Origin of the sequence: Levilactobacillus suantsaiihabitans (assembly GCF_004745505.1) — a bacterium.
GTDB classification, from domain to species: domain Bacteria; phylum Bacillota; class Bacilli; order Lactobacillales; family Lactobacillaceae; genus Levilactobacillus; species Levilactobacillus suantsaiihabitans.
Window position 1 is genome coordinate 1 of the sequence record NZ_RKLX01000031.1, and the last position, 24,418, is coordinate 24,418.

Below are 24,418 nucleotides of genomic sequence, written 5' to 3' on the forward strand. Positions count from 1 at the left end.
TTGGGGGATCGCCCCCTGCGAGGATAGGACGTTGCCACGCGATTATTCCGGCATAGCTCAGTTGGTAGAGCACCTGACTGTTAATCAGGTTGTCGACGGTTCGAGCCCGCCTGCCGGAGCTTTATAATGGAGAGTTGTCCGAGTGGCTGAAGGAGCAGCATTGGAAATGCTGTAAACGGGTACTAACCTGTTTCGAGGGTTCGAATCCCTCACTCTCCGTTTGAAATAGTATGACCCGTTGGTCAAGTGGTTTAAGACACCGCCCTTTCACGGCGGTAACATGGGTTCGAATCCCGTACGGGTCATTTTGGAGGATTAGCTCAGTTGGGAGAGCGTCTGCCTTACAAGCAGAGGGTCACAGGTTCGAGCCCTGTATCCTCCATAGGTAACATAACATTCTAATTATGGTCCGTTGGTCTAGTTGGTTTAGGACGCCTGCCTGTCACGCAGGAGATCACGAGTTCGAGTCTCGTACGGACCGTTGTTATGTTATTAATAATTTAATACACAACAAACATATTACATGATGGTATATGGCTCGGTAGCTCAGTCGGTAGAGCAATGGATTGAAGCTCCATGTGTCGGCGGTTCGATTCCGTCCCGCGCCATTATGGTGGGGTAGCGAAGTCTGGCTAAACGCGGCGGACTGTAAATCCGCTCCTTCGGGTTCGGTGGTTCGAATCCACTCCCCACCATCATTATAGGGATATAGTTCAATGGTAGAACAACGGTCTCCAAAACCGTCGATGTGGGTTCAACTCCTACTATCCCTGTTTGTAATGTGATGGCGGTATTGGTGAAGGGGTTAACACACCGGATTGTGGTTCCGGCACGCGTGGGTTCGATTCCCACATACCGCCCTAGATTGGGGCATCTTGATTTATTCAGCTGGTCCAGTCAGATTGGATAGGCGATTATGGTGGTATAGCCAAGTGGTAAGGCAGAGGTCTGCAAAACCTTCATCGTCGGTTCGAATCCGATTACCACCTTTGACTGGGTGTATCCAATCAATCTTTATGAATTTTTTGCCGGAGTGGCGGAACTGGCAGACGCGCTGGACTCAAAATCCAGTGACCGTTGAGGTCGTGTGGGTTCGAACCCCACCTCCGGTATCAGAAGCTTCATCTCGGGAGTCATCGCAATTGGCGGTGGCTTTTTTGTTGTTCCTAAAAGTTGGTGTAGCAAGGCCACGGCGATAAGCACCGCCCATGCTTGCTGGTTGACGGTGATCTGACACGGCACGGGCGTTTACGAGTCGCTTAAATCCGTGTGTCTTTTCGGTGGCGCATAGCGGGTGAATGCGATCTTCTGGTTGTCCAGATGGCCTAAAAATGGATTAATTTTTCCGATAGATCTGTTACCGGCCTTGTCCGTGGGGGGACTTAAATTTTAAGCGGGTCATCACCGTCAGATTAATGTCTGATGGTGGTGGCTCTTTTTTAGTCGGGGGCTATTCGTGGGACGGTAGAGAGGACGTATCACATAGCAGGGGTCAATGAATCGCTAGCGCGTGGACCGCTCTTTTCTAGAAGTGTTCAGGGTATTCTCCGTTTGCCGTGACAAGTATTTGGGCCTATACTTAATCTTGTGATTAAACACACCAGAATTGGGAGGTTCATGATGAGAAAACGAAATTGGGAGATTCTTTTGGGCTTGGCTGCCGTATTGGTTGGCTGGCACCTGGCCGGAGGAACGGCTCAGGCGAGCTATAACAGCATGTTTGCGCGTGAGGGGTACTTGGCTAAGCATGAGCGTTTGGACGCGACACGGTCGTTTGAACGGCGAATTAGCCGCTATAAATCCGTGTATGTGACCCAGAACAAGGCGGGGCGGATTCGCAACGTGAGCGTGATGTTTTACGCCAAGCCGCAGCGTGATCACTTTACGACCTACGCTAGCCATTGGATCAACGTGCGCCAGCTGCGTAATGGTCAGCTGTACGCCTACAATGATCGTACGGTCTACGGCAACTACCTGGTGGCTTACCACCAGTTTGGTCGGGGCCATGGCACGACCATCAAGGCGGGGAGCCGGCCGGTCAAGCTGCACTTCTCTAAGAAGGGGAACTTGTTGATTCGCTACCAGAAAAAGTTGCTGACGGTCCACTTAAAGAGCGGTCAGATCAATTTAAATGGCAAGGCCACCAGTGCTAAGCACAACCGCCAATTCAAAGGCAAAGTGCCGACGAAAGGCACCCGCGTGAAGCGTTTGATTGCGGACGCCAAGCGTTATCTCGGCGTTCCGTACAGATATGCCGGACGGGATGCCTTTGGGGGCTTAGACTGCGCCTCATTCGTTGATCAGGTCTATTTGGACGTTGAACACCGCGACATTGGCGGGATGACCGGCGTGCAACAGAAGCTAGGTAAGCACGTGGCCGTTCGCAAGGCCAAAGCCGGCGACCTGCTCTTCTGGCAGATTGCCGGGCAGAAATACACCTACCACGTGGCGATGGCCATTGGTCATGGTAAGTTGATTGAAGAAGCTGGGAAGTCGGTGCACATCTCGAAGATTGCCAACCGCAACCCGCAATTTGCTATTCATATGAAATAATTCTAAAAACGGTCCAGGTCGCGTTGATGCGTGTGCCTGGGCCGTTTGAATTTTTGGGGGAATCGGTGCTCTAACAACTGAAGTTCGGTGAGGCCCCCAGGTAGTCGGTGGTGAATGGGTGAGGGGGAGCAGTCTTCTGGTTCGCTTGAGCGCCTGACAAGGCCTGCAGGCGCTAAAATTGTCTCACGGTGTAGATTAAGACAACATCTCAGCTACACCAGTGGGGGCCATCACTGGCTATCCCGGCTGGCACAATGTTGCTGACAGCCAGTTAACAAGTCACTTGCTACCGGAGGCTAAGTCAGCCTTATTGGCCCGTTTATGCTATGCAGCGGTCAACACCTAACCCCAACGGTCTTTTTTGTTGGGGAACATAAAAACGCCTAGCTGGACCGGCGGCTAGGCGTTTTGCAGGTATTCGTCAATGTTTGATAGTGATTAATCGTTGTAGGCGTCTTCTAAGCCAACCTTGTCTTGGTGGTTGATGGAAGCGTAACGATCAGATGCGTACATCACGCTGGACTTGCTGGATGAGTGGCTTAAGCCTAAGGCATGGCCAATTTCATGGGTCGCAACGTTCGTCCGTTGATTCTTGGTGTAACCGTACTTGGTTAATAAGCTACGGTTCAACGTAGACTTGGCGGAAACGATTTCGTTTTCGTTGCCCTTGTTCAAGTAAGAGTAGTTGGTGTAACCGGCTAACTTGCCGCTCTTGGTGCTGAGGGATTTGGAAGAGGTCAACGTGATGTCAGCCTTTTCGCCGCTCTTAGCAGCCTTTAATTGAACAACGCCGACTTTGTTCCAACGCTTAACGGCGTTCTTCCAAACACTTTTGTAGTAGCTGGAACTGGTGTTGGTCTTGTATGTAATTGTGGTTTGATCCCAAGCGCCCCAGGAAGGTGTTGGCTTGCTGGTAGCGGCGGCGAAGATGGTGGAGCTGCAAGTGGCTAAGGTGACAACCAAGGTGGCGATAACTAAGACGGTCCATTTAACAATTTTCTTTAACATTTTGAATACCCGCTTTCTTTTAATTCCGAATGATTCGCTTTTTAATTGCTTACTATCTTATTGACTATGGTTAGTATAAAGCGAGAACTAAAAGAGTTGGACGGACACTTCTATGGGGATGGATAGTTTCAACGGGACAATAGTTGCAAAGTGGATAATCATTATCCCATAAACGCGATAGTGTGGGGGTAAATGGTTACATATCAAGCATTGTGGCCACTTTTTGATGTAAGCGGTTAGCGGGTTGGTTAAAAATTTGGCCGAATAAAAACGGCCCCCATTCTCAGGTCGATGGAAACGATCAGGGAATGGGAACCGTGAGATGATTTAGCGGAACAGCAAAAGTGTAACGAACATTTGACCGAATAAGTCCGATAAACTACCAGTAAATTACAAATATTTGACCGCAGTCCCATAGGCAGCTACGGATTGCATGTCGGTGCCAATCGACCCGGAGTCAAAGCGCATCATGACCACGGCGTCGGCACCCATGTTTTGCGCATTGACGCGTAGGCGGTCGACCGCGATGTTGCGGGCTTCGTCGAGCATCTTGGTGTAGTCCTTGATTTCACCGCCGACTACGTTTTTGAGGGATGCGCCAATGTTACGGATGACGTTTTTCGATTGCGTGGTCAAGCCAAAGACCTCGCCGATGACCTCGTATTCTTGGCCGGGGATGTGTTCGGTGGTAGTCACTAAGATTTCTGTCATGGGAATTCCTCCTTGTGTTGCTTTAAATATACCTAGCTGACCGGTAAAAGACAAGTCAAGGAGGCGGCCAAAATAAATTTTGCTGACGCGTTATTAGTAAATTTGTTGCCGACCGGTTACATATCCGCGGTATTTGCGGGTGATTATGCAAAAGGTAGCGCCTGCTTTTTGACTTTCTTGCAAAACCTATCCAAATTGGCTGTCTGGACTAACTGCTTATTAATAATCGAAGGTGTTAATTGCGAACAAAGTGTGTTAATTTAGAAACAGTACTAGCCCCGGCTAGCAAAGAGGAGGAAAATTGCATGACACTTGAACCACAAGAGATCAAACGGGTTTTAGATATTGAGGAGGCCTTGTACACGCCTATTTCAGAGAAGAATCGCCAATTGATCGACGAGTTTTTGGAGATTCGCCAGGCCTATCGGTCAGTGACCCGGCGGATTGAGGATGCCTTGCAGGCGCCGTTGGACCACTATCAGCAGCGACGCCATTTCTACTTGGATGTGGCCGATCTGGCCCACTTCCGGTTGAACTTTTTCGAGTTGGTCGGGCACTTCTTGCAAAAGACGGTGGGATTGACCTATCGCTTGGAGTTGTGGGACCGGGAATCGCATCATAAGGATAGCTTTTCTGATTTGGAGTTGACCCAGGCGGCTTGCCGAGAGTTCAGTACGGGGACGGCAGTCGAAACGTTAGAATACGCCCATCTAAACTTTCGCTTACGGCGGAAATTTGAAATCCGTGGTCGACACCTTTATTGGGAAAAGTCCCAGTTCTTTGTGGCGGGGCGGGAAGTCCCGTTGACGGACGGGTTGATGCAACTCCAACATGAACTGGAAGCGTGCGCGCCCGTGCTGCGAGGAACGGTCTTGAAGATTAAGGAATTTACCTGATCACTACGGTTACGTCTGACTGGCTGCGAGACCTGGTTGAGTCAGGCGTGCTACAGAAAACGAGCGGGTAGCGGCCAATATTGCGCACTAGCCCTAAATTTATCAACAAAAAATGACCAATCGCTAGGGGATTGGTCATTTTCAGTTGGTCGTTGACTTCAAGGCCAGCTTATTTGCTAGCAGGCGTTTGGTTGCCGTGATTTGGCCGCGCAATAAGTCCTTGTGCGCAACGGCAATAACGTTGGAACGACTGCGTAAGTGCTGGTTGGTGCCCAGAATTTCGTCGTCGATCAGATACAGCGCGTTGGGCGCTACCGTGAGGTCCCAATGATGTTCGGCGTGGACCTGCGTCGTGGGGATGTGCAGCGCAGTCGCCAAGTTTTGACAAAAGTGAGTGAGTAATGCGGCATCAACGATTCGGTTGCCAGTGAGGGTGGGCTGAAATTTGCCACTGAGGATGTCACCAATCACTTTGATTTCGGTCATGCTGGTTCCTCCATTATTAGATGATGCCTCATTCTAGCATGGTTTAGCGGGAAAACGGTAGGCGTTGTGCTTGGGTTTAGCGAAACTTTAAAGTCTCGGCGGCGACAATTCGGCGACTTAATCATTAAGCTAAAATCAAAACGCCGGTCAGAAATTGACAAATTCCCGAGAAAATGAGCTGGTAACGTTGGTTGAGCCGCTGCTGAAGCCACCAGTGGGCCGCTAACAAGAGGATGATCAGCAGTGTCCGCCAAGAAAGCGACCCCACAAATAAGGAAAGAACACAAATAATTGGCGCAATTAAGGTTAACCGCCAGTCTCGTTTCGTCGGTAAGTAATAGGGCTCGAAAAAGGCCAGGTAGCTGGCCATCAGCGGAACGAGTGGCGTTAAAAACTGTAAGGCCAGGTAATGGTTACGTAAGAAAAATAAGATTACGGGCACACCACAGCCGGCCAGCACGCTGAAGACCACCAGCCCGTAAGCTGATTGGAGGCCCAGCTGGGGGATGCAGGCCAAGACCAAAAAGATGCACAGCAGCAGGGCGAACAGTTGGACCAGGTGATTACCGGGGGCCGCGAGAAACCCCATGGTAGCAGCGGCAACGACTAAGATGGGCCCAATCGTTGACTGAAAGTGACGCTTTAAGATGAGAAAGACGCCCCCGGCCAAAAAGATGCCGTAAATGGCGAGAAAGACTTTCACATCGGTCGCTAGCGGTGTGCCGGTCGAGGCGGTTGTTCCCGCCAGCCACCAGAGAAAATTTTGACAGAAAATAAACAGGAACAGTTGCTGTACCGTTCGGTTTTTAAAGAAGGCCATGAGAGTGGTCATGGAATCGCTCCGTTTCAACTGGGTTTATAGTGTTGCCTTTTATCTTAGTAATTATTTGGCCGCGGGTCAACGGTTCTTTGAGAAATTTACCGGTGCTTCCTTTTAAGTCGGCCGGATTTGTGTTAAAATTCTTGAGTTATGAGTCAATTCCCGATAGGATTCACGCGTTTTGTGAAGCTGCCTTGTAACCGAATGGCGTTGAGATTATCGGTCAACTCGCCGTCTACTATATCTAGGGGGAATATCCATTGCAAGAAAGACATTTATTTACTTCAGAATCCGTTTCCGAGGGTCATCCCGACAAAATCGCCGATCAAATCAGTGACGCCATCTTAGATGCGATGCTGCAACAAGATCCCGATTCCCGGGTTGCCTGCGAAACGTCCGTTACGACTGGTTTAGTCCTGGTCTTCGGTGAAATTTCGACCAAGGCCTATGTCGATATCCAAAAAGTGGTGCGTGAAACCATCAAGGAAATCGGCTACACGGATGGCCAGTATGGCTTTGATGGCGACAACTGTGCCGTCCTCGTGGCCATTGACGAACAATCACCTGACATTGCGCAGGGGGTCGACGACTCATTGGAAACGCGTGAAGGGGATGAAGATCCCCTCGATAAGATTGGTGCCGGTGACCAAGGGCTCATGTTCGGTTATGCCGTCAATGAGACCCCTGAATTAATGCCGTTGCCAATCGAATTGAGTCACGCCTTGATGCGGCGGATCGCTAAACTGCGTAAGACAGACGTCATCGACTACCTGCGGCCAGATGCCAAGGCCGAAGTCACGGTCGAATACGACGATAACGAACAACCAGTTCGGGTCGACACGGTCGTTTTAAGTACGCAACACGATCCCGACGTCACGTTGGATCAGATTCGTCAAGACGTGATCGAACAGGTCATCAAGCCTGTAATTCCAGCCAACTTACTGGATGATCAGACCAAATACTTCATCAACCCTACCGGTCGGTTCGTCATCGGTGGTCCTCAAGGGGATGCCGGTTTGACGGGGCGGAAGATTATCGTTGATACGTATGGTGGGGCCGCTCACCACGGTGGGGGCGCCTTCTCTGGTAAGGATGCCACCAAGGTGGACCGTTCTGCCAGTTACGCTGCGCGCTACATCGCCAAGAACATCGTGGCAGCTGAATTAGCCACGAAATGTGAAGTGCAGATTGCCTACGCCATTGGGGTGGCCGAACCCGTTTCGGTCTACATCAACACGTTTGGCACCGGGACTGTGGCGGAAAGCAAATTGAACGCCGCTGTACGGCAACTGTTTGACTTGCGCCCAGCCGGCATCATTCAAATGCTGGACCTGAAGCGGCCAATCTACAAGCAGACTGCCGCTTACGGTCATTTTGGCCGGACCGATATCGACTTACCTTGGGAACACCTGGATAAGGTCGAGGCCTTAAAAGCAGCCGTTAAATAAGTTAAGATGAAACAGGGAGGTCGGGGCGAGCAATCGTGCCGGCCTTTTGTTTACAATGGACGCGCTGGTTTGTAATAGCGAGGATGGCCATCTGTCGATTTGAGTAGCGTGACGGTAAAGCCAGTTAACTGAGGTGGACTTTCACGATTGCTAGTAATGTGGTGACTGGCTTACGCTTCACATCATGGATCAAAGTATTTGAGGCGACTGACTAAGCTAATGTTGTACCGCGGGTAAGTACTAACCCGCCGGAGACAGCTAGGGGTGGAGTCAGCTGTGTCGACGGTGTTGGCTGGGGTTCTTTCCCAGCCTACAGCGTGGGACGACTTGAGAGACTGACGGGTTTTGTCAGGCTTTCAAGCGAGCCGGAAGACCGTTCTGTGGGCTGCAGGCGTTCCCCATAGCAGGCGGAACCCCTAGCTGACGCAGGCATCTGGTTTGCGAAATTTTTCAGCCGTGATTGCTAATAAATAGGCTTTTAGCAAGTAGGAGCAATAAAAAGTAAGCTAACAGCTTGTATTTTTAACGGTTAGCCGCGATAATTGGTATATTACTGAATAACAGAAATTGGGCAGTAGCAGCAATTGGCTACGTAGATTCGTTGAGTGGTGGGGCCAACGTCAGGAGGAAATTATGTCTAAGAAACAAACTAACGTTGGATTAGTCACTGTGGCGGTCTTTGTGGCCACCTTTATGTCAGCCGTTGAGGGGACCATCGTCTCGACGGCCATGCCAACCATTGTCGGTGATTTACACGGGGTTGCCCTCATGAACTGGGTCTTCTCCATCTTCTTGTTAACCAATGCGTTGGCGACACCCATTTACGGCAAGCTGGCGGATACCGTGGGCCGAAAATCGGTCTTCTTGGTCGGCCTGTTCATCTTCGTGTTGGGATCCACGCTGTCGGGGATGTCTCACAGCATGGAAACGCTGATTGCTTGGCGGGCGCTACAAGGTATCGGGGCCGGGGCCATCATGCCGGTCTCCTTTACGATTCTTGCCGACATCTATCCCGTTGAACAACGGGCCCGGGTCATGGGCCTCAACGGGTCTGCCTGGGGAATTGCCGCCGTGGTCGCGCCCTTGCTCGGGGGCTTCATCGTCGATCAGTTGAGCTGGCATTGGATCTTCTTCATCAACATCCCGATTGGCATCATCACCATTGCCCTGATTTGGTTCTTCTTAAATGAAACTACCGAACGCAAGGCATTTACCATGGACTGGTTTGGCTCTTTGTGGCTATCGGTGGGCTTATTGGCCATGATGCTGACGTTCCAATTGCTGGGTGAAGGCCAGATCAACGTCTTATGGGTCATCATCGGGTTTGTCGTGGCCATCGTGGCCTTTGCACTGTTTATTCGCCAAGAAAAACGAACGGCCGACCCGTTGATTCCCATGTCACTCTTTAGCAACCGGACCTTCGTGATTCAAAATTTGATTGCTGCACTGTTGAGTGGCTTCATCATGGGCTTTGAAGTCTATTTACCCACTTGGACGCAAGGGCTATTGGGCTTAATGGCGTCTCAAGCCGGATTCGCCATCACACCTAGTTCATTGATGTGGATCGTCGGGTCCTTTATTGCCGGTAAGCTCTTGTTGAACCGGTCGCCCTACAGCATTGTTAATTTGGCGTTGGTCCTGGTCTTGATTGGTGCCGTGACCATGGCGGTGATTCCGGCCAGCACGCCATTCTGGTGCTTCTTCGTGATTGCGGCCATCTGTGGGACCGGGTTTGGAATCACCATTACCACCACGACGGTGACCGTACAGAGTAAAGTGGCCGTCGATGAAGTGGGGGTGGCAACCTCCTTTAACACCTTGTCACGGACGCTGGGCCAGACCATCATGGTGTCCATTTTTGGCATCATCATGAACCTGGAAATGGCGCGTGGCGTGGCCAGTCATCCGGGCACCAACCTGGCAATGATGAATAAGTTAATTAACCCCCAAACGGCCAAGGAGTTGCCGGCGCACCTCCTGCCGACCTTGCATGGTATTCTATACCAAGGGCTCCACGTGATCTTTATTGGTGGGGTACTGCTGATCATCATTTCATTCTTAGTGAACTTCTTTGATCGCAAGGATACGGAACAGGTCACCGGGCACCAGGGGTAATTAGTCCCGTTTTAAGTTCAGATACGGTATAATAATGCTAAACGACCAAAAAGTGGAGGCGATAAGATGTTTGAAAGTAATCACGCGCGGTATGCGAGTTATGGCACGGTTGCGGCTTTGCCGGATGATATGATTGACGCAATCTGGCAGATTATTGATCACGACCTCCAAGGGTTGTTTCCATTAGATAATCTGTTGACCTTTAAACTGCACAACCACCAAGGCACCACGACCTTTGAGTACGTCCAATCAGACGACAATCAAATGACGTTGCGGGCGGGTTTCGACACAGAATTTGGCTACACGCCAGAGCTGCCAGAAACCGTGTTGGCCTACGATGATGGTGACAGTCAGATTATCCTGCTGCCATCAGAGACGAATGACCGTTAAATTTGTGAGAGATTAAAATGGTGATTGCTCCGGGGATGTCCCTGGTAGCAATCACCATTTTTTGTTGGGTTAAATGACTGAAGGTTGAAAGACGACAATCAGGTGGAACTATTGGTATCATGTGCCTTATGGCCGAAACGTGCGCCAACAGGCAGCCGGTATCATCAATTTTAGGTGTCGGAACACTGTCTTTTCTGCGGCAGCAACGTCAAATTAGCGAATCAAGCCGAAATGGCGCAGGCCGTGGACGATGCCATCCGTCGTGTTGGACGTGGTGACGTAGGCCGCCTTGGCCTTGGCCTCTGGAACGCCGTTGCCCATGGCGATGGGGACGTCGACCTCGTCAAACATTTGCAGGTCGTTGTACCCATCGCCGAACGCGTACGTTTTCACATCTTGCAAGCCAGCGTTGGTCAAGAGGGCTTGGATACCAGACTGCTTGCTGACACCGTGGACCATGGTGTCTAGGCAACGCGGGTTATTGCGGACTAAATCCAATTGACCCGCGAACTCATCGTGGTATAATTGGTCCTTGTCACGGTTGAAGACGTTGATGAAATTAATCTCTTGGTGATGATACCATTCGGGGTCCACCACGGGATTCAGGCGCAACAGCTGAAAGTTTTCGGTGGTGTCGGCATTAGCCTGGCTGAGCCGAAAGCCTGCGCGGTTGTAGTATGCCAGTGGGTCATGATGCGCGTTGGCAAAGGCTGTGATGGCGTCTAGCGTGGGCTGATCAATAATCGATGCGGTCAGGCGCTTACCTTCAAACTGCACGTAACTGCCATTGGCGCCGACGACGGAGTCAATGCCGGTGGCGTCGAGGACGTATTGAATTTCAAAAATGTTTCTTCCGGTCGCAATAACTGGTAAAATATGATGTTGTTGCATTTCGTGAATGGCAGCGATGCTGGCTGGCAAGACGTTCTTGTGGTCGTCAAACAGGGTGCTATCCAAATCAAAAAAGACGATTGCTTGATACATATTTAACCTCCTAAATGTTGACGTGTTGCGGTTCCATTATACAGCAAGAACCAAAGTTGACGAAATGACGTAAATTTTTTTGCCAAGCAGATGTAGTAGTTGCCGTTTTTATGTTACACTATATCTTGTATTTTGAATTAAAGAGGGGCTATCATGGTGATAATTACAGCTGGAATGATCGGTGTCGGTAAAACGACCCTTACTGGAAAGATTGCGTCACACTTGGAAACTCAAGCATTTTTTGAACCGGTTGGTGATAACCCAGTGTTACCACTTTACTACCGGGACCCGAAGCAATACGGGTTTTTGTTACAAATTTACTTCTTGAACAAGCGGTTTAGCATGATCAAGCGAGCCCTAGCGGACGACAACAACGTCTTGGACCGCTCCATCTATGAAGACGCGCTCTTCACGCGGGAAAACAACGCAGAAGGCAACATTACGGACACTGAGCTGGAAGTTTACCTCAACCTGCTGGACAACATGATGAACGAATTGCAAGAATTGCCAAAGAAGGCCCCAGATTTGTTGGTATACGCCGACGCTGACTTCGATACGATCCTCCACCGGATCAAGAAGCGGGGCCGCGACTACGAACAATTCGATGACAATCCTGAATTGGAATCCTACTACAAGAAGATGTGGACGGCCTACCAAGGCTGGTTCGCCGACTACGACGTGAGCCCAAAGATCAAGATCGACTTGCAAAAGTATGATCTGGACGTTCCTGGGAACACGGAATTGGTATTGGCCCAAATCGACGATGCCTTAAAGGACATCCGCACGCCAGTTAAATAAGCTTCACCCACGCCACCACCGGTCTCTTGATCGGTGGTGGTTTTTTTAGAATGAAACGAAAGGCTACTAGCCAGTGGTTAAGAAAACCTAAAGACGAGGGTACGGTGGGTTACCAATGGCCGGTGGATTTCGTTAGTAAGAGTAGGGGAGCGTGCGCCAACAGGTGGTTGCCTGTCGTCACACGCTTAAGACCAAAAGAGCACGCCGCCTCCCGGTAACGGCAGGTGCGTGCTCACACAAGATTAACCCAATTTCTTCGCGATATTGTCCAAGGTCACTTCTGCCGTGTCAGCGAAGACCATGTCAGCGGCGCCCAGTTCCGTGGCGTCACCAATGCCCAGTGAGACTTCACCGGCCGCATTGATAGCAGCGACACCAGCGGCAGCATCTTCGACCCCAATGCATTGGTTGGCTGGCAGATTCAGCAGTTCGGCACCCTTGGTGTAGATTTCTGGATCCGGCTTGCCGTGCGTCAGGCTGGCTGGGTCAACGATCTTCGGGAAGTAGTCGGCCAGTTGTAATTTGCCCAAGACCCGTGGGGCGTTCTTGGAAGCGGACGCCAATGACAGTTGATAGCCCTTGGCACGCAGGTCATCCAAGAAGGCCTTCATGCCGGGTAAAATGTTAGCGGGCGTCATCTTGTCGACTTCGGCCACGTAATTGGTGTTCTTTTGGGTGGCCAGTTGTTCCTTTTCGGCTTGGGTGTAGTCGTTTTCCTTGCCACCGGCCTTTAAGATCATTTCCAAAGAGTCCATCCGGCTAATGCCCTTCAAGCCGTTGGCGAGTTCGTCGCTCCAAGCCACGCCCAAAGAATCGGCGAGTTGGTGCCAAGCAGTCCCGTGCAAAATGGAGGTGTCGGTGATGACACCGTCGAGGTCAAAAACAAATCCTTTAATATCAGCAAACTTAGTCATGTGAAGCACTCCTTAATAAGTAATGGTTTGTGGAACGTTAGGTTTTAGTGAAACAGGTTGTTGCCCAATTTTAAGTGTTGCGGCGTGATCGGCCGTCACGGTCACGTGATGGTGGTCAATCGCAAAGGTGTAACGGGTGCCGCGTAGCAGGTGGCTAAATTTAACCGCGTCCCAGGCTTGCGGCAGGTGAGGGTTAACGGTCAAATCTTCCCCCAAGGCGTCGACGCCAGCGTAATAGCGCGTTGACATCAATGTGACGGCCCCCATGACACCGAGGTGGATGCCTTCGGCCGTGGTGCCCCCCTGAATATCGTAGTAATCAGAGAACAACGCCTGTGAGAAAAGCTTCCAGGACTGATCCATGTTGCCCGCCATGGCCGTTAAAGCGGCGTAAACGATGCGTGACAGCGTGGATCCGTGCGTCGTACGGTCAAGGTAATACTGGAGATTTTGGATCAAGGCGTGGTGCGGGAGCTCATAGCCCAGTTGTTGCAAGAGACCGGCCACTTGCGGCGCGTCGAGGTTGTATAAGACCATCAGCGCATCGGCTTGTTTGGCGACCTGATAGGCGTCCGGCGTCTTGCCCTCGGCCTTTAAAATCCGGTCCATCCGAGAAATGTCGCCGTACTTTTGCCGGTACTTGGTGAAGTCCAGTTGCGGTAACTTGAAGTATCCCTCGAACTGCCCGATGATGCCATCCGGGCTGATGTCCAGTTTCAAGTGGTGACTGACGGCTGCAAATTGTTGGCGCGTCTCGGCCGTGACCTGCGTCTTTTGGTCAACCGCTTTCAATGTCGCCGGCGTCAAAGTTTGTCGAATTTCTTTGAGCTGGTTAAACAGCCAGGTGACCATTAGATTGGTGTAGGCATTGTTGGCCAGTCCCGTCGTATCGGCATTGGGATAGTTTTCGTGGAACTCATCGGGACCCATGACCTTGTCGATGGTGTAGCGGTGGTTCGCGTTGTTCAGCGTGGTCTTGCTGAGCCAGAATTGCCCGATCTCTTGTAGCATTTCTAGACCATATTTGGCCATGAAGTCGGTATCGCCGGTGATGCGGCAGTACAGGATGACGTTGTAGGCGATGGCCAAAGAAACGTGCCGTTGCAGTGATGAGTAGTCGGGGTCCCAGGTGTTGGTCAGAGGGTTCAAATGCGTGACTTGCGACTGTTCATCGCCGTGTTCACCGGATTGCCAAGGAAACATGGCCCCGGCATAGCCCGCCGCTTGGGCATTCTTCTTGGCCGCTGGCAATCGTCGGTAACGGTACATCAATAGTTGCCGCGTCAGCTTAGGGTCGTGGAGCGCAAAGACGGGCAAGTCGAACATTTCGTCCCAGAAAACGTGTCCTCGGTAGGCCTCGCCGTCGAGTCCACGCGCGTTGATCGAGGCATCGATCTTGCCAGAACGGATGGCCTGAACCGCCGAGAAGAGGTGATACAGGTTGACCCGGGTCAGCTTTTGCGACGTGATATCGCCGCTGATCTGGATGTCGGCGTCCGCCCAGCGCTTTTGCCAATAGGCGGTGCTGCTAGCCAGCGTGTCTGCAAACGACGCCTGCTGGAGTTCGTCGGTGGCGGCACTTAGCAGGTTGCCGGTCGTCTCACGACTGGTGAATAAGACCACATTTTTTTCAAAAGTGTAGGTGTGTTGCGGTTGAACGTCCACGGAGCGCATTTGGCGGACCTGTTGTTCGGCGTTCGGCCGGGTGTCACTGGGAGCGGTTAGTGCTTCGCCCGGGCCAGTCAAATGGGCGCCCAGCGTGAGGTCAACGTGTGATGACCGCGTTTGTGCTTCTAAAAAGATACTGTCGGGCTGTTGGCTGGTGCCGGTAACGCGCAGGTGACGTTGGTCAAAGGCGTTGTACCGGGCGACGTTGCCATTCACGACGCTACCGTCGATGGTCGAGTAGACCTGCAGGCTGCCCGCAAAGTTGATCGGGGTGATGCTGTAACGAATCGCTAGTCGGTGCCAGTCTTTGAAGTTGGCCACCTTGCTAGTCTTGATCTGCAGCGTGTGGCCGGTCGACAGCTGGACCAGCATGGTCGTGGTCAGCGTCCCGGTGTGTAGGTCCAGGCTCCGGTAGATGTCTTGAATGTCGGCCGCTTTAATTTGAAACGGATTTTGATGGTCGACCCCAAAGGAGAGCGCTTGAGCATTGGGCAGGTTGACCAGGTCCTCGTTGGTGACTTGGCGGCCATTGAGGTTAGTGGTCAGTTGGTCATACAGGCCGGCCGTGTACATGCCGGGGTAGTTGTCGGCGTCCGCGTGGGCTTCCGTATAGGCTCCCCGCACACCGAAGAACCCGTTGCCCACCGTGAGCATGGCTTCCTGGCCGTAATTGCGTTTACCTTGGTATTGGCCGTAATAGTCCAGGTGCCAGGCCAGGTAATCGCGTTTGGTCGCTAGAGCCGCCTCCAGGCCTTGATCGGCGATGGCTTGTTTGCTAACGACCGGAATGTTCAACATGTTGGTAATGGCCAACCCAATATCGATGCGTTGGTGGTTGATGCCCACGACCGTGTCGGAGAACGGGTAGCTCAAGGCGTTGTCCACCACGGCGGCATCGACGTCGAGCCCCGCTAGCTTCAACCGCAAGTTTTCCAGGTTCTCACCAATCGTCTGTTCCGAATTGTAAGCGATAATAAATTGCCGCTCGCCAGTCTGATCTGTCGGGTGGTAGCTGACTTCCAATGAATCATCTAAGACGTGCAACGTAATAATTTTCAAAGCGCAATCGTCATCCTTTCTGCTAAATGATAGCGTATTCTTTCACAGTTAATCTTAGGCTAACTGACCGCAATAAGCAATTATTTCCGTTCAGAAAGGTCAAAATTAATATTATTATAAATGCCGAAATGGCGCAATTGCAATCGGTTGCATCGTTTCGACGTTCTTGGTTGTAACGCCCGTCAGCGTCGGCGGAATGCGTGGCGGCTGGGTGGAGGTGGCGCTGAAAAAAGGCTGCCAGCTGCAGGGGGACTGGCGATGGCGAAAACGTGCGCCAACAGTCTCACTTGGCGGTAAAAAACGAGCCTGGGACAAAATCTCCCAGGCTCGTTCACAGTACCTTTACATAGCTGAAACGTGCGCCAAAAGGCAGCCGGTTCAGCTTAAAACTGCTAGCCAAACAATCCAAAACCGGGATTATTCGGCTAGCAGCCTTAATGCTCACCAGCTAATCGCCTTTTGGCCCACTCTCCCACGGTACACGTATTAGATTTTAAAGTTAGTTGACCACGTACAGAGGGTCTTCACCCTTATCGACTCTGACCGCGTTCTTGGCCACGATGGCCGCCATAGCGTCACGGGCTTCGACGGTGGCGTTACCGACGTGAGGGGTCAAGATAACATTGTCTAAGGCCTTGAAGCCATCGTCAACGTTTGGTTCGGCTTCGTAAACGTCCAAGGCAGCGCCGGCCAATTCGCCGTCACGTAAGGCTTGGAGCAGGGCCGCCTCGTCGATAACGGGACCCCGAGCGGCGTTGATGAGGTAAGCGGACTTCTTCATCCGTTTGAACTCAGGAGCGCCCAGCAGGTGATGGGTCTGATCGTTTAATGGGCAATGCAAGGTCAACACGTCACTCTTGTCGATAACTTCATCCAGCGTGGCGTAGGTCGCATTCAAGCTGGCTTCCGTTGCGGCGTCGAGGGGATGGCGTTGGGTGTAGAGAATCTTCATGTCAAAGGCGGCCATCCGCTTGGCAACGGCTTGACCAATTTGACCCATGCCGACGATTCCCAGCGTCTTGCCGGCCAATTCATGACCCAAGAAGAAGAGAGGAGACCAGCCGTCAAAGCCCTTGGTCCGCATCAACTTGTCCCCTTCGACCATCCGGTGGGCCAGGGTGATCATGAGGCCGGTCGTGACTTCAGCGGTCGAAGTCGTGGAGACCTTGGGCGTATTGGTGACGGGGATGTTCTTGGAACGGGCGTAGGCGGCATCAATGTTATTGAAACCAGCGCCGTAATTGGCAATAATCTTTAACTGAGGGTCGGCGTCGATTACGTCTTTGTCCACCTGAGTCGACAATGGCGTAATCAGATAGTCCTTGCCGACAATCCGCTTCAACAACTCGTCCTTTGTGATTAATCCGCTACCTGAATAGCTGTCAACATCGAGCCCGGCTTGGTTCAAAATGTCCAGGGCTGACTGGGGAATAGGTGCAGTTACTAAAACACTAGTCATGAGTGTCACTCCTTCAGTAAAATTTCACTTCACAAGTCTATTGTAATCGTTTTCATCAGAGAAAACAGCCTTCCCTGAAAAATCTTTCGAAAAATTCGCCTAAACGTGTTAAGCTGTGAAACATAAGACTGAAGTGAAAGGGGTTACCCACCGTGAAATTAGTCACAAGTATCCTGATTGTCGTCCTCACGGCAGGCATCGTGGGCGGGACCATCTGGTTGATGCTGACCTTAGCAATAGCGGCGTGGCTGGAGGTCTTGATCGGCGTGGTCGGTTTCGTATTGGCGACGGTCGTCAACCTTCTGTTATTCTGGTTTCTCTGGCCGCGGACGCCTTCGTTTGAGGACGATGATGAGTAGGGTGAAGCGGCATAAGTCAGTCGCGATTCAAGGTGCGCGGAGATCAGTGCCTCTTTGCCTCACTGCGATTTGTTGGATGACAAGGTCTGCTTGACCGTGATGTGATTAGAAATTTCCGTTGACCGCGGATTAAAGTCATGGTGATTGGCAGGGATGATAGTGGCAGCTAGTCGGAATGTGTTGATTGGCTAACAACTACTGTAGCCGATAGTTCGCTGGATATGAGTTCAGCCGTGGGAGTTGCCTTAGCGGCGGGCTTTGTCGCTTAGGCAACTGGCGTCTTTGAGACGCGGTTTTCGGCTCAAAGCGAGGTGTCGAGACCGTTCTTTGGCTCGACCCGTCCGCCCACAGCGTACCGACTCATATCCAGTGAACGGTAAGGCGGTCCAATCAGTCAACGTTGCCAGTAAACACCAAAATTTAGAACGAAAAAAAAGACCATTACGATAAGTCGCAATGGCCAAAGAGTAAGGTTACAACATAATTGGGGGATTATGTTGCAAAAAATTTCATCTACTTTGGGGGAGTAAAATGAAATCAGTCTGTTGAATGAGGACAGAAGCCTCACGAGGTAAGTCCTAAAACTTCCCCGCAACCATATAGTACCGCATTCCTTGGGAAATTGCCATTAAAATATAAATATTTCGTTAACAACGCAAAAAATCAGCGGGTGAGACGCCACAGAATGTCGTCTTGCTCCCTAATTGCGGGGTTTGTTAGGCGAATCAACAAAAGTGAGAGGATGGTTTTTTGACGAATCAAAACAGAAAATTGGGGAGTACCGCCGCGTGGTTGTGGTTGATTCTACTGGTAATTATTTTAAACCTCGTGCAACTGCCACTGCTATTTTTAAACCACGGAGCGATAGGTCAGCGGTTCGTTTGGTCAGCGATTTACGTGGCGGGATTTGCGGCCGTGATCGCCTTAGGCCTGTGGATCTATCGGCGGGTGCACCCGGTTAAGTGGCAGCGACTGACGCGCCAGGATTGGTGGTTGATGGTCAAGGCGTACGGCTTTGTGATCTTAGTTGAAATGGTGTTGGGAATGGTCAATAGCCTGCTCTATCATCAGACCAGCACGGCCAACAACCAGGCCATCTCATCGTTCATGAATCAGGGGACGCTGACCATGGTGATGCTGAGTCTAACGGCGGTCCTGGCCAGTCCGGTCATCGAAGAGCTGACATTTCGCGGCGTCTTGATCGACGGTTGTTTTCCGGCTAACATGTTTTGGTTGCCGATCATCGTCAGTGGGGTGGCCTTTTCCATCGTGCACATGAGCACCAATCCCGTTAGCTGGCTGATCTACGCCATGATGGGCGGCACGTTCGCCTATGTTTATAAGCGGACCGGCAAGCTCCAGAGCACGATTTTCCTACATGGATTCAACAATTTAATCGCCGTGGGGCTGATGTTACTGACGCTTCATTAGCCGAAAAAAACGCCTTGACTGAACATATGCTCAGTCAGGGCGTTTGACTTTAGTAGGGATTAAAGTTCCTTGTCGACTTCCTTGGCAATCTTGCGTTGATTGCTGACGACATCCAACTGGCTCTTGATGGTCACCAGTTCGCGCATCGTATCGTCGATTTCGTCATCGGACATGCCCAATAACGTTTGGCATTGACCAATCCGAGTGTAAACTTCGTCACGCTTGGCGGTGGCCATTTCGGTCAAATGAATCAGCACTTGCCGTTCATCGGTCCGACTACGAACCCGTTCGACCCAGCCTTGCTTTTCCAGACGCTTCAACAGGGGCGTTAAGGTCCCGCTGTCGAGTTCCAGGCGTTCACCTAGTTGATGGACGGTCAGCGGCGCGTCTTCCCATAGCACCAACATCGCAATATATTGAGGGTAAGTCAAACCAAAGGGTGCCAAGGCGCTTTGGTAGAAATGGTTAAATTTTTTGCTGGCAGAATAGATGGAGAAGCAGAGCTGCTCATCTAAAAGAATCGGTGTAACTTTCGGCATGGCACAGGCCTCCTTTCAATTACTTTCCAGAGTATTGTATACAATTAAATTGCCGCTTGCAAGTAAAAACTCCCGGTTTAAATGGCCTGTGAGGATTGCCTTGCAGAGATTAGTGGGGGGATGACCCCAGAAACGATTTAACGTAACGTCTAAATAATTATATAGCATATCGATAGCTAACTTCAACAATTATTGATAAAACAAGTTTTTATTTACGCGAATTTCTAAAAGGGCAATTGGTTTGTTCGGGGGGTGTGCAAGTTTAACGGCGATTTATTTGAGTGAAGAAAATTCGAATAAAATCGTCCATGGTGGGTGCATTTAACCCCATTAAATGTGACAAATTACCGAAACTGACCCGTTTTGTCAATGAAAAACAAAATGACTTAGTTAGTTAACCATATGCATCCAAGTATAGCAGAAGTTCTGTAAAAGGAAAGTAAAACTAGTGAAATTTTTCATTAAAATCGCATGAGGACACGACTAGGACCACTTTAATTAATCACAATGTAAAACAATTATCAGCCGATAGTTTAATTGCAAATAACCCCTAGTTTATGGCCAAAATGAAAACTAGGCAAACTGGTTTTGAGCATGGATAGTTTATCTTGCTATTTACGTGGGATTAGGTACAATAAGGGTGTAGAAAGATTTATCCACATTTAAATATCTGTGAGAATAACTGATGGGTGTTGATAAATCCCGTGGATAATCTTTAGTTAGGTCGTTGACGACCGAAAGTATGGAAATAATAGTTTAAGGTGTGTTGCCTTACTAGGGAAGGACTGCGACAGGTTTAGCCGTCGCCAACGAGGAGGATATGAATCATGAGAACGCGAAATTTAGTTGGGACCAAAGAACATTACAAGGCATACAAGGCAGGCAAACGTTGGCTCTACGCATGTATTACGGTAGCGACGGTTGGCCTGGGACTCGTTGGGGGCACCGGCCTGTCCGCGCAAGCCGATACGGCAGCGACTGGTGAAGAACCGACGGCGATTGTTGCAGAACCGACGACTGCGTCAGTTAAGGATGATAGCAACGTTGAACCGGTCAATAAGGACGCGATTAACCCAGGTGATGCCAGTCAAGATAATGATGAGCTTAAAGATGACCCTTCAGATAATGCTGGTGTGGTCAAAGACGACGCTGTTAATGAAGATACTCAGCCTAAGGAAGAGACGCTAACGCCAGGCAACGCAGGTGAGAAGGAGCCAGACCCGGTTGATCAACAGCAGGAGCAAGAAAACAATACACCTAGTGAAAACGAAAATGTAAGCGGAAACAAAGACAAACAACAATCCCAAGATGTGGTGAACGATCAAAACAATCAAAACAACGTCGAGACGGATAAAGCGGTGCAAACGCCGAACACACCGCCAGTCGATCCAGTCGCACCCGCGGTCAACACGAGTTCCCGCCGGCCGATGATGCGGGCAGCCATGGCGGTTTCCAGTGGTCCGAAGACCTTGGTAGCCGTGCCAGTTTACCGGGCCCCGGACTTTGACAATATTTTGGGGAAGGATGCCGCGGAATGGATGCCGGATGCCAATTTACGGGCGTTGGTTATCGGCTCGATTGATAAACAATATTATGGTGGCAACCACAAAGTCACGTCGGCTAACCTCTACCAGTATGCTGGTTTTGATGGCTGGATGACCTACGGTGTGAACACCATGCAAGAATACTTTGATTTGGGACCAATCAAGAGCCTAGAGGGACTGCAATACTTCACGAACCTCAGAACCTTTAAGCTTAGCGATGCGGAATTGCCGCTGGCTGGAATGATTGATTTCTCATTTGCGCCGAACTTACGGGAATTCACGCTCTTCAATGCGGATGGCGTTGTGACCGATTGGGGAGTTGCGCCAGACACCATCTTGCACTCCTACTTTGCGACTAACGATCAGCTGCAGTACCTGACGTTGAGCGGGTTGAATTTAAATGGCAGCTTCCCTGATCTGACGGCTTATCCAGAATTGTACATGCTGAGTCTGGACAACAACCAATTGACCGGGAACCTGCCGGACATCTCCTACTTGAAGAATCTCTTCTCATTGAGTGTCAACGATAACCAATTGAGCGGGCAGCTGCCAGATATGGCCAACTGGTCGATCACCACGTTGCGGATCACCAAGAATAAGTTCTCTGGGAAGTTACCAAGCACGGCGACGTTAACGGCAATCGAGTACGGAACCAATCAAATTACCACGGCCATTGCGCCAGGGTCTTACCGGCCCGGGGCCTTCGTCGTGGGGAATGGGCAAACGTTGGACAACGGGCACCACGTCCTGACGAACGCCAACAATCGCTTTGATCCGACCGAGGGGCTCTTCGATTTCATGGACTTTACCACGGGCGAGCCAGTTACGGATATCAAATTAGCACCGGGACAATTTAACACGGGCGCGACCATTGTCTACTCAGCCGACAGTACGGCGGGCATCACTAACCACAACGCGTGGGCCCAAACGCAAACGGATGCGTCGAATTGGTTCACCATTGTGGCCAACCCGGCGAACCCCTATGGCTTCCTGCTGGTGGCCAAGCCAGAGGCTAAGGACGGCAACTATGTCATTCGCGTCAAGATGGCTGATGGGACTTCTCGTGACCTGGATGCGTGGGTCAACTTCTCCGTTGTGAACAAGATGACGACCGGAACCGTGACTCCAGAAACACCGGAACCAGGCGTCACGACCGGGACGGTAACTATCGTGAGTGTTGATCAAGATGGCAAGGTCATCGCACAACAGGTCAAGACCGGGAATGTCGGTGACACCTATAGCTTTGATGCTCCAGAAATCACGGGTTACCAGGCTACCGGCGTCACCCATGCGCAAGGCATCTACACGGCGGACGGACAGACCGTCACCTTCACTTACAACCAGCTGGAAAATGCCGGCGATGCGGATAAAATCGACGATACGACGCCAACCACTAAGGACACGACCAAGCAAGTCGACGTGACGACCGGCGGGGCAGCTGATACGATTGCGACTGATCAAACCCAACCGGCCGGGCGGACTAACCGGGTCACCGGTCCAGCCCAAGGCCAAGTTACAGGCGTCAAGAACCAAAAGACGACGAGCCAACCAGCGGCGACTAAATTAGCCACGGGTCACTCAGCCGCAACGACGGCCGCCAAGACCAGCTTGCCACAGACCAACGAAGCAAGCACTGGCAATTACATCTTAGCCGGAGTTGCCACGTTGCTGGGGGCATTGGGACTGGCCAGTCTGAGATTGCGGAAACATTAGGCAGGCGCGTGAGAAAAGACGATTAGCTAACGAGCAAATAAAGGTGATAACCAAGAGCCTGGGAGGTGCTTTCTCCGGCTCTTTCGTCTATGCCTAGCTGAAACGTGGGCCAACAGGTAGCCGGTTGGCCCACGCTTCGTTCATGGCCACAAAGATTGACGCCACGGGTATGTTAGCTTGCCGATGAAACACGCCTGAATGAAGCGGGATTCCCGCTACTGGTCGGGAAGTGTGGTATTTTACAGTTGTTCCTAATCCTGATGGGGACGGTAATATAAGGCCACCGGCGACAGCGATGTCGTTCGGTGGTTTTGTTTTGGTCATGCGGGGGATGATACATGACGTGCTTGCGCAGAGAATTTAACTTTTTCTAAAACGTATGTTCCCTTAGACGGCATCTAGATTATGCTATACTTGATTTAAGATGTCGGGTGTAAAAAGTTGCCCTGTGTCAGGAACTTCGCTAAGATAGCGATGCGTGCCTGAGAAGTGGGTTTAAGAGAGAAGGGAAATTCAGATGTACTCAATTAATGATATTGCTGCTTGGTTCATCAACCAGGAGCCGATGAGTGATAAGAAGTTACAAAAACTTTGTTATTATGCCGTTGCTTGGGGCTGGGCACTGTTAAAGCAACCTATTGTCAATGATACTGCGTTTGAAGCGTGGGTCCACGGCCCCGTTTCACCCGAACTTTATCGCGAGTACCGGTCGTTTGGCTGGACGCCCATTGATACGCCGGTTGTTCCAGGGAAGGAAATCACCAATGAACATCAGGTCGCTGATTTGTTAGGGTCGGTTTGGGAAACGTATGGCGATAAGAGTGGTGATGAGCTTGAGGCGTTAACCCATCATGAGGATCCTTGGCGAGAAGCACGCCGCGGTCTCCGGACAACTGAGTCTAGCCATAACAAAATCTCTGCAGAGACGATGGCGAAATTTTATTTGAGCATTTATGCGGGGGACTGAATCTTGGCGAAATTGACCCATCATACTTCGAGTAAGAAAAATCGAATCCGCCAGTTAACGGAACAGACAACCAGTCCTTTGGGGAAAGTTCCGAGACTATTAGCGCCGGATGATCGAACTAGTCTGCGTTTTAAACTCGCGTTACCAGAACTCCTTCAGGCACCGTACACCTTTGAAAAAATGAAGGTCGGTGACATTAGAGAATTTAGTATCTTTTTGAAGAAAACGGTTGGCAAGAACCTGACAATTTCTCAAGTCGAGGCCTTGTATTTGCGTAAGGACGGTCCGCATGGCGCTAAAAACAAAGAAAAGATTCACGATGAAGATCGATTGACCGTACATTTTGATAATGGTAAAAGAGATTTCAGAATTCACGGGTACTATGATGAATTAGGGTACTTTTGCGTTTGTCGAATCGATCCGCATCACAGATATAATTTTGGTTCTATGATATTTGGTGTTGATGGAGAACTCCATCGACGCCATTTTTGTATAAAAAAGAGGCATATCACCTCTGTGCTACAATCAAGTCGTCGAAACCAATTGAAAGCGAGGA

The 24,418-nt window shown here is 50.7% G+C and carries 20 protein-coding genes, 11 tRNA genes and 1 riboswitch; of the genes, 22 read left to right on the forward strand and 9 right to left on the reverse strand.

Annotated elements, in window-relative coordinates:
* Positions 1–46: 46 nt before the first annotated feature.
* The 12 genes from EGT51_RS11985 to EGT51_RS12040 all read left to right on the forward strand — a co-directional run bounded on the left by EGT51_RS11985 (position 47) and on the right by EGT51_RS12040 (position 2,553).
* Positions 47–119, forward strand: a tRNA-Asn gene (locus tag EGT51_RS11985).
* A gap of 9 nt (positions 120–128) precedes the next feature.
* Positions 129–219 (forward strand) — tRNA-Ser (locus tag EGT51_RS11990).
* A 13-nt stretch (positions 220–232) separates the two neighbouring features.
* Positions 233–305, forward strand: a tRNA-Glu gene (locus EGT51_RS11995).
* Between the two features lie 4 nt (positions 306–309).
* Positions 310–382 (forward strand) — tRNA-Val (locus EGT51_RS12000).
* A 24-nt stretch (positions 383–406) separates the two neighbouring features.
* Positions 407–481: transfer RNA gene (locus EGT51_RS12005), tRNA-Asp, on the forward strand.
* A 54-nt stretch (positions 482–535) separates the two neighbouring features.
* A tRNA-Phe gene (locus EGT51_RS12010) sits at positions 536–608 on the forward strand.
* Between the two features lie 4 nt (positions 609–612).
* Positions 613–695, forward strand: a tRNA-Tyr gene (locus EGT51_RS12015).
* Between the two features lie 7 nt (positions 696–702).
* Positions 703–773 (forward strand) — tRNA-Trp (locus EGT51_RS12020).
* Between the two features lie 14 nt (positions 774–787).
* Positions 788–860 (forward strand) — tRNA-His (locus tag EGT51_RS12025).
* 58 nt (positions 861–918) lie between these two features.
* Positions 919–989: transfer RNA gene (locus tag EGT51_RS12030), tRNA-Cys, on the forward strand.
* Between the two features lie 38 nt (positions 990–1,027).
* Positions 1,028–1,112, forward strand: a tRNA-Leu gene (locus tag EGT51_RS12035).
* A gap of 508 nt (positions 1,113–1,620) precedes the next feature.
* A complete protein-coding gene (locus tag EGT51_RS12040; RefSeq protein ID WP_167850206.1) occupies positions 1,621–2,553 on the forward strand; it encodes a C40 family peptidase in 933 nt (310 codons plus the stop codon).
* Positions 2,554–2,991: 438 nt separating this feature from the next.
* Here the strand turns inward: EGT51_RS12040 and EGT51_RS12045 are convergent, their stop codons facing one another.
* Together EGT51_RS12045 and EGT51_RS12050 are read right to left on the reverse strand one after the other, a co-directional pair.
* A complete protein-coding gene (locus tag EGT51_RS12045) occupies positions 2,992–3,561 on the reverse strand; it encodes a matrixin family metalloprotease (RefSeq protein WP_135368941.1) in 570 nt (189 codons plus the stop codon).
* Between the two features lie 390 nt (positions 3,562–3,951).
* Positions 3,952–4,272, reverse strand: a complete 321-nt coding sequence (locus tag EGT51_RS12050; protein ID WP_135368942.1) for a heavy metal-binding domain-containing protein — start codon at positions 4,270–4,272, stop codon at positions 3,952–3,954.
* A gap of 305 nt (positions 4,273–4,577) precedes the next feature.
* Between EGT51_RS12050 and EGT51_RS12055 the strand changes: the two genes are divergently transcribed.
* Positions 4,578–5,168 (forward strand): hypothetical protein, encoded by a 591-nt coding sequence (locus EGT51_RS12055; RefSeq protein WP_225428746.1) that lies wholly within the window; start codon positions 4,578–4,580, stop codon positions 5,166–5,168.
* A gap of 141 nt (positions 5,169–5,309) precedes the next feature.
* Here the strand turns inward: EGT51_RS12055 and EGT51_RS12060 are convergent, their stop codons facing one another.
* Positions 5,310–5,654, reverse strand: coding sequence for a hypothetical protein (locus EGT51_RS12060; protein WP_135368943.1), 345 nt, complete (start codon positions 5,652–5,654; stop codon positions 5,310–5,312).
* Positions 5,655–5,778: 124 nt separating this feature from the next.
* Positions 5,779–6,486 carry a hypothetical protein gene (locus EGT51_RS12065; RefSeq protein ID WP_135368944.1) on the reverse strand — a complete coding sequence of 236 codons (708 nt, stop codon included), beginning with the start codon at positions 6,484–6,486 and terminating at the stop codon, positions 5,779–5,781.
* A gap of 131 nt (positions 6,487–6,617) precedes the next feature.
* A riboswitch (SMK box riboswitch) is annotated at positions 6,618–6,737 on the forward strand.
* Here EGT51_RS12065 and metK point away from each other — a divergent pair.
* The 3 genes from metK to EGT51_RS12080 all read left to right on the forward strand — a co-directional run bounded on the left by metK (position 6,735) and on the right by EGT51_RS12080 (position 10,427).
* Positions 6,735–7,922 carry a methionine adenosyltransferase gene (gene metK / locus EGT51_RS12070; RefSeq protein WP_135368945.1) on the forward strand — a complete coding sequence of 396 codons (1,188 nt, stop codon included), beginning with the start codon at positions 6,735–6,737 and terminating at the stop codon, positions 7,920–7,922. Its footprint overlaps the riboswitch before it by 3 nt.
* 633 nt (positions 7,923–8,555) lie before the next feature.
* Complete coding sequence (locus tag EGT51_RS12075; RefSeq protein ID WP_135368946.1) at positions 8,556–10,037, forward strand: DHA2 family efflux MFS transporter permease subunit; 1,482 nt, start codon at positions 8,556–8,558, stop codon at positions 10,035–10,037.
* Positions 10,038–10,103: 66 nt separating this feature from the next.
* Positions 10,104–10,427: a DUF960 domain-containing protein gene (locus EGT51_RS12080; protein WP_135368947.1), complete on the forward strand. Its 324-nt coding sequence runs from the start codon at positions 10,104–10,106 to the stop codon at positions 10,425–10,427.
* Positions 10,428–10,640: 213 nt separating this feature from the next.
* On the opposite strand, the gene EGT51_RS12085 is transcribed toward EGT51_RS12080, so the two are convergent.
* A complete protein-coding gene (locus EGT51_RS12085; RefSeq protein WP_135368948.1) occupies positions 10,641–11,411 on the reverse strand; it encodes a Cof-type HAD-IIB family hydrolase in 771 nt (256 codons plus the stop codon).
* A 153-nt stretch (positions 11,412–11,564) separates the two neighbouring features.
* Here EGT51_RS12085 and EGT51_RS12090 point away from each other — a divergent pair, with 153 nt between their 5' ends.
* Positions 11,565–12,209 carry a deoxynucleoside kinase gene (locus EGT51_RS12090; RefSeq protein ID WP_135368949.1) on the forward strand — a complete coding sequence of 215 codons (645 nt, stop codon included), beginning with the start codon at positions 11,565–11,567 and terminating at the stop codon, positions 12,207–12,209.
* 242 nt (positions 12,210–12,451) lie between these two features.
* Here the strand turns inward: EGT51_RS12090 and pgmB are convergent, their stop codons facing one another.
* The 3 genes from pgmB to EGT51_RS12105 form a co-directional block, all read right to left on the reverse strand.
* Positions 12,452–13,123 (reverse strand): beta-phosphoglucomutase, encoded by a 672-nt coding sequence (gene pgmB, locus EGT51_RS12095; RefSeq protein ID WP_135368950.1) that lies wholly within the window; start codon positions 13,121–13,123, stop codon positions 12,452–12,454.
* 12 nt (positions 13,124–13,135) lie between these two features.
* The gene (locus EGT51_RS12100; RefSeq protein ID WP_135368951.1) at positions 13,136–15,850 is read right to left on the reverse strand and encodes a glycoside hydrolase family 65 protein; all 2,715 of its coding nucleotides are present in this window, start codon (positions 15,848–15,850) and stop codon (positions 13,136–13,138) included.
* A gap of 499 nt (positions 15,851–16,349) precedes the next feature.
* Complete coding sequence (locus EGT51_RS12105) at positions 16,350–17,309, reverse strand: 2-hydroxyacid dehydrogenase family protein (protein WP_135368952.1); 960 nt, start codon at positions 17,307–17,309, stop codon at positions 16,350–16,352.
* Between the two features lie 152 nt (positions 17,310–17,461).
* Between EGT51_RS12105 and EGT51_RS12110 the strand changes: the two genes are divergently transcribed.
* Entirely contained in the window at positions 17,462–17,668 is a 207-nt protein-coding gene (locus EGT51_RS12110) for a hypothetical protein (RefSeq protein ID WP_135368953.1), read from the forward strand.
* 750 nt (positions 17,669–18,418) lie between these two features.
* On the forward strand, positions 18,419–19,099 hold the full coding sequence (locus EGT51_RS12115) for a CPBP family intramembrane glutamic endopeptidase (RefSeq protein ID WP_135368954.1): 681 nt from the start codon (positions 18,419–18,421) through the stop codon (positions 19,097–19,099).
* Between the two features lie 59 nt (positions 19,100–19,158).
* Here the strand turns inward: EGT51_RS12115 and EGT51_RS12120 are convergent, their stop codons facing one another.
* Positions 19,159–19,638 carry a MarR family winged helix-turn-helix transcriptional regulator gene (locus EGT51_RS12120; protein WP_135368955.1) on the reverse strand — a complete coding sequence of 160 codons (480 nt, stop codon included), beginning with the start codon at positions 19,636–19,638 and terminating at the stop codon, positions 19,159–19,161.
* Positions 19,639–20,465: 827 nt separating this feature from the next.
* Between EGT51_RS12120 and EGT51_RS13010 the strand changes: the two genes are divergently transcribed.
* From EGT51_RS13010 to EGT51_RS12140, 3 genes are all read left to right on the forward strand, one after another.
* A complete protein-coding gene (locus tag EGT51_RS13010; protein WP_179951150.1) occupies positions 20,466–22,895 on the forward strand; it encodes a MucBP domain-containing protein in 2,430 nt (809 codons plus the stop codon).
* Between the two features lie 517 nt (positions 22,896–23,412).
* Entirely contained in the window at positions 23,413–23,862 is a 450-nt protein-coding gene (locus tag EGT51_RS12135) for a Panacea domain-containing protein (RefSeq protein ID WP_225428747.1), read from the forward strand.
* Positions 23,863–23,865: 3 nt separating this feature from the next.
* On the forward strand, positions 23,866–24,418 hold a 553-nt coding region (locus tag EGT51_RS12140; RefSeq protein WP_135368956.1), incomplete at its 3' end, for an MAG6450 family protein.

Excerpts from the sequence above, each read along its gene's own strand:
- EGT51_RS12135 (WP_225428747.1), top strand. The coding sequence starts at position 23,413 with ATGTACTCAATTAATGATATTGCTGCTTGGTTCATCAACCAGGAGCCG.
- EGT51_RS12060 (WP_135368943.1), bottom strand. The coding sequence starts at position 5,654 with ATGACCGAAATCAAAGTGATTGGTGACATCCTCAGTGGCAAATTTCAG.
- pgmB (WP_135368950.1), bottom strand. The coding sequence starts at position 13,123 with ATGACTAAGTTTGCTGATATTAAAGGATTTGTTTTTGACCTCGACGGT.
- EGT51_RS12055 (WP_225428746.1), top strand. The coding sequence starts at position 4,578 with ATGACACTTGAACCACAAGAGATCAAACGGGTTTTAGATATTGAGGAG.
- EGT51_RS12120 (WP_135368955.1), bottom strand. The coding sequence starts at position 19,638 with ATGCCGAAAGTTACACCGATTCTTTTAGATGAGCAGCTCTGCTTCTCC.
- EGT51_RS12065 (WP_135368944.1), bottom strand. The coding sequence starts at position 6,486 with ATGACCACTCTCATGGCCTTCTTTAAAAACCGAACGGTACAGCAACTG.
- EGT51_RS12085 (WP_135368948.1), bottom strand. The coding sequence starts at position 11,411 with ATGTATCAAGCAATCGTCTTTTTTGATTTGGATAGCACCCTGTTTGAC.
- EGT51_RS13010 (WP_179951150.1), top strand. The coding sequence starts at position 20,466 with ATGAGAACGCGAAATTTAGTTGGGACCAAAGAACATTACAAGGCATAC.
- EGT51_RS12105 (WP_135368952.1), bottom strand. The coding sequence starts at position 17,309 with ATGACTAGTGTTTTAGTAACTGCACCTATTCCCCAGTCAGCCCTGGAC.
- EGT51_RS12040 (WP_167850206.1), top strand. The coding sequence starts at position 1,621 with ATGAGAAAACGAAATTGGGAGATTCTTTTGGGCTTGGCTGCCGTATTG.
- EGT51_RS12050 (WP_135368942.1), bottom strand. The coding sequence starts at position 4,272 with ATGACAGAAATCTTAGTGACTACCACCGAACACATCCCCGGCCAAGAA.
- EGT51_RS12080 (WP_135368947.1), top strand. The coding sequence starts at position 10,104 with ATGTTTGAAAGTAATCACGCGCGGTATGCGAGTTATGGCACGGTTGCG.
- EGT51_RS12075 (WP_135368946.1), top strand. The coding sequence starts at position 8,556 with ATGTCTAAGAAACAAACTAACGTTGGATTAGTCACTGTGGCGGTCTTT.
- EGT51_RS12045 (WP_135368941.1), bottom strand. The coding sequence starts at position 3,561 with ATGTTAAAGAAAATTGTTAAATGGACCGTCTTAGTTATCGCCACCTTG.
- EGT51_RS12090 (WP_135368949.1), top strand. The coding sequence starts at position 11,565 with ATGGTGATAATTACAGCTGGAATGATCGGTGTCGGTAAAACGACCCTT.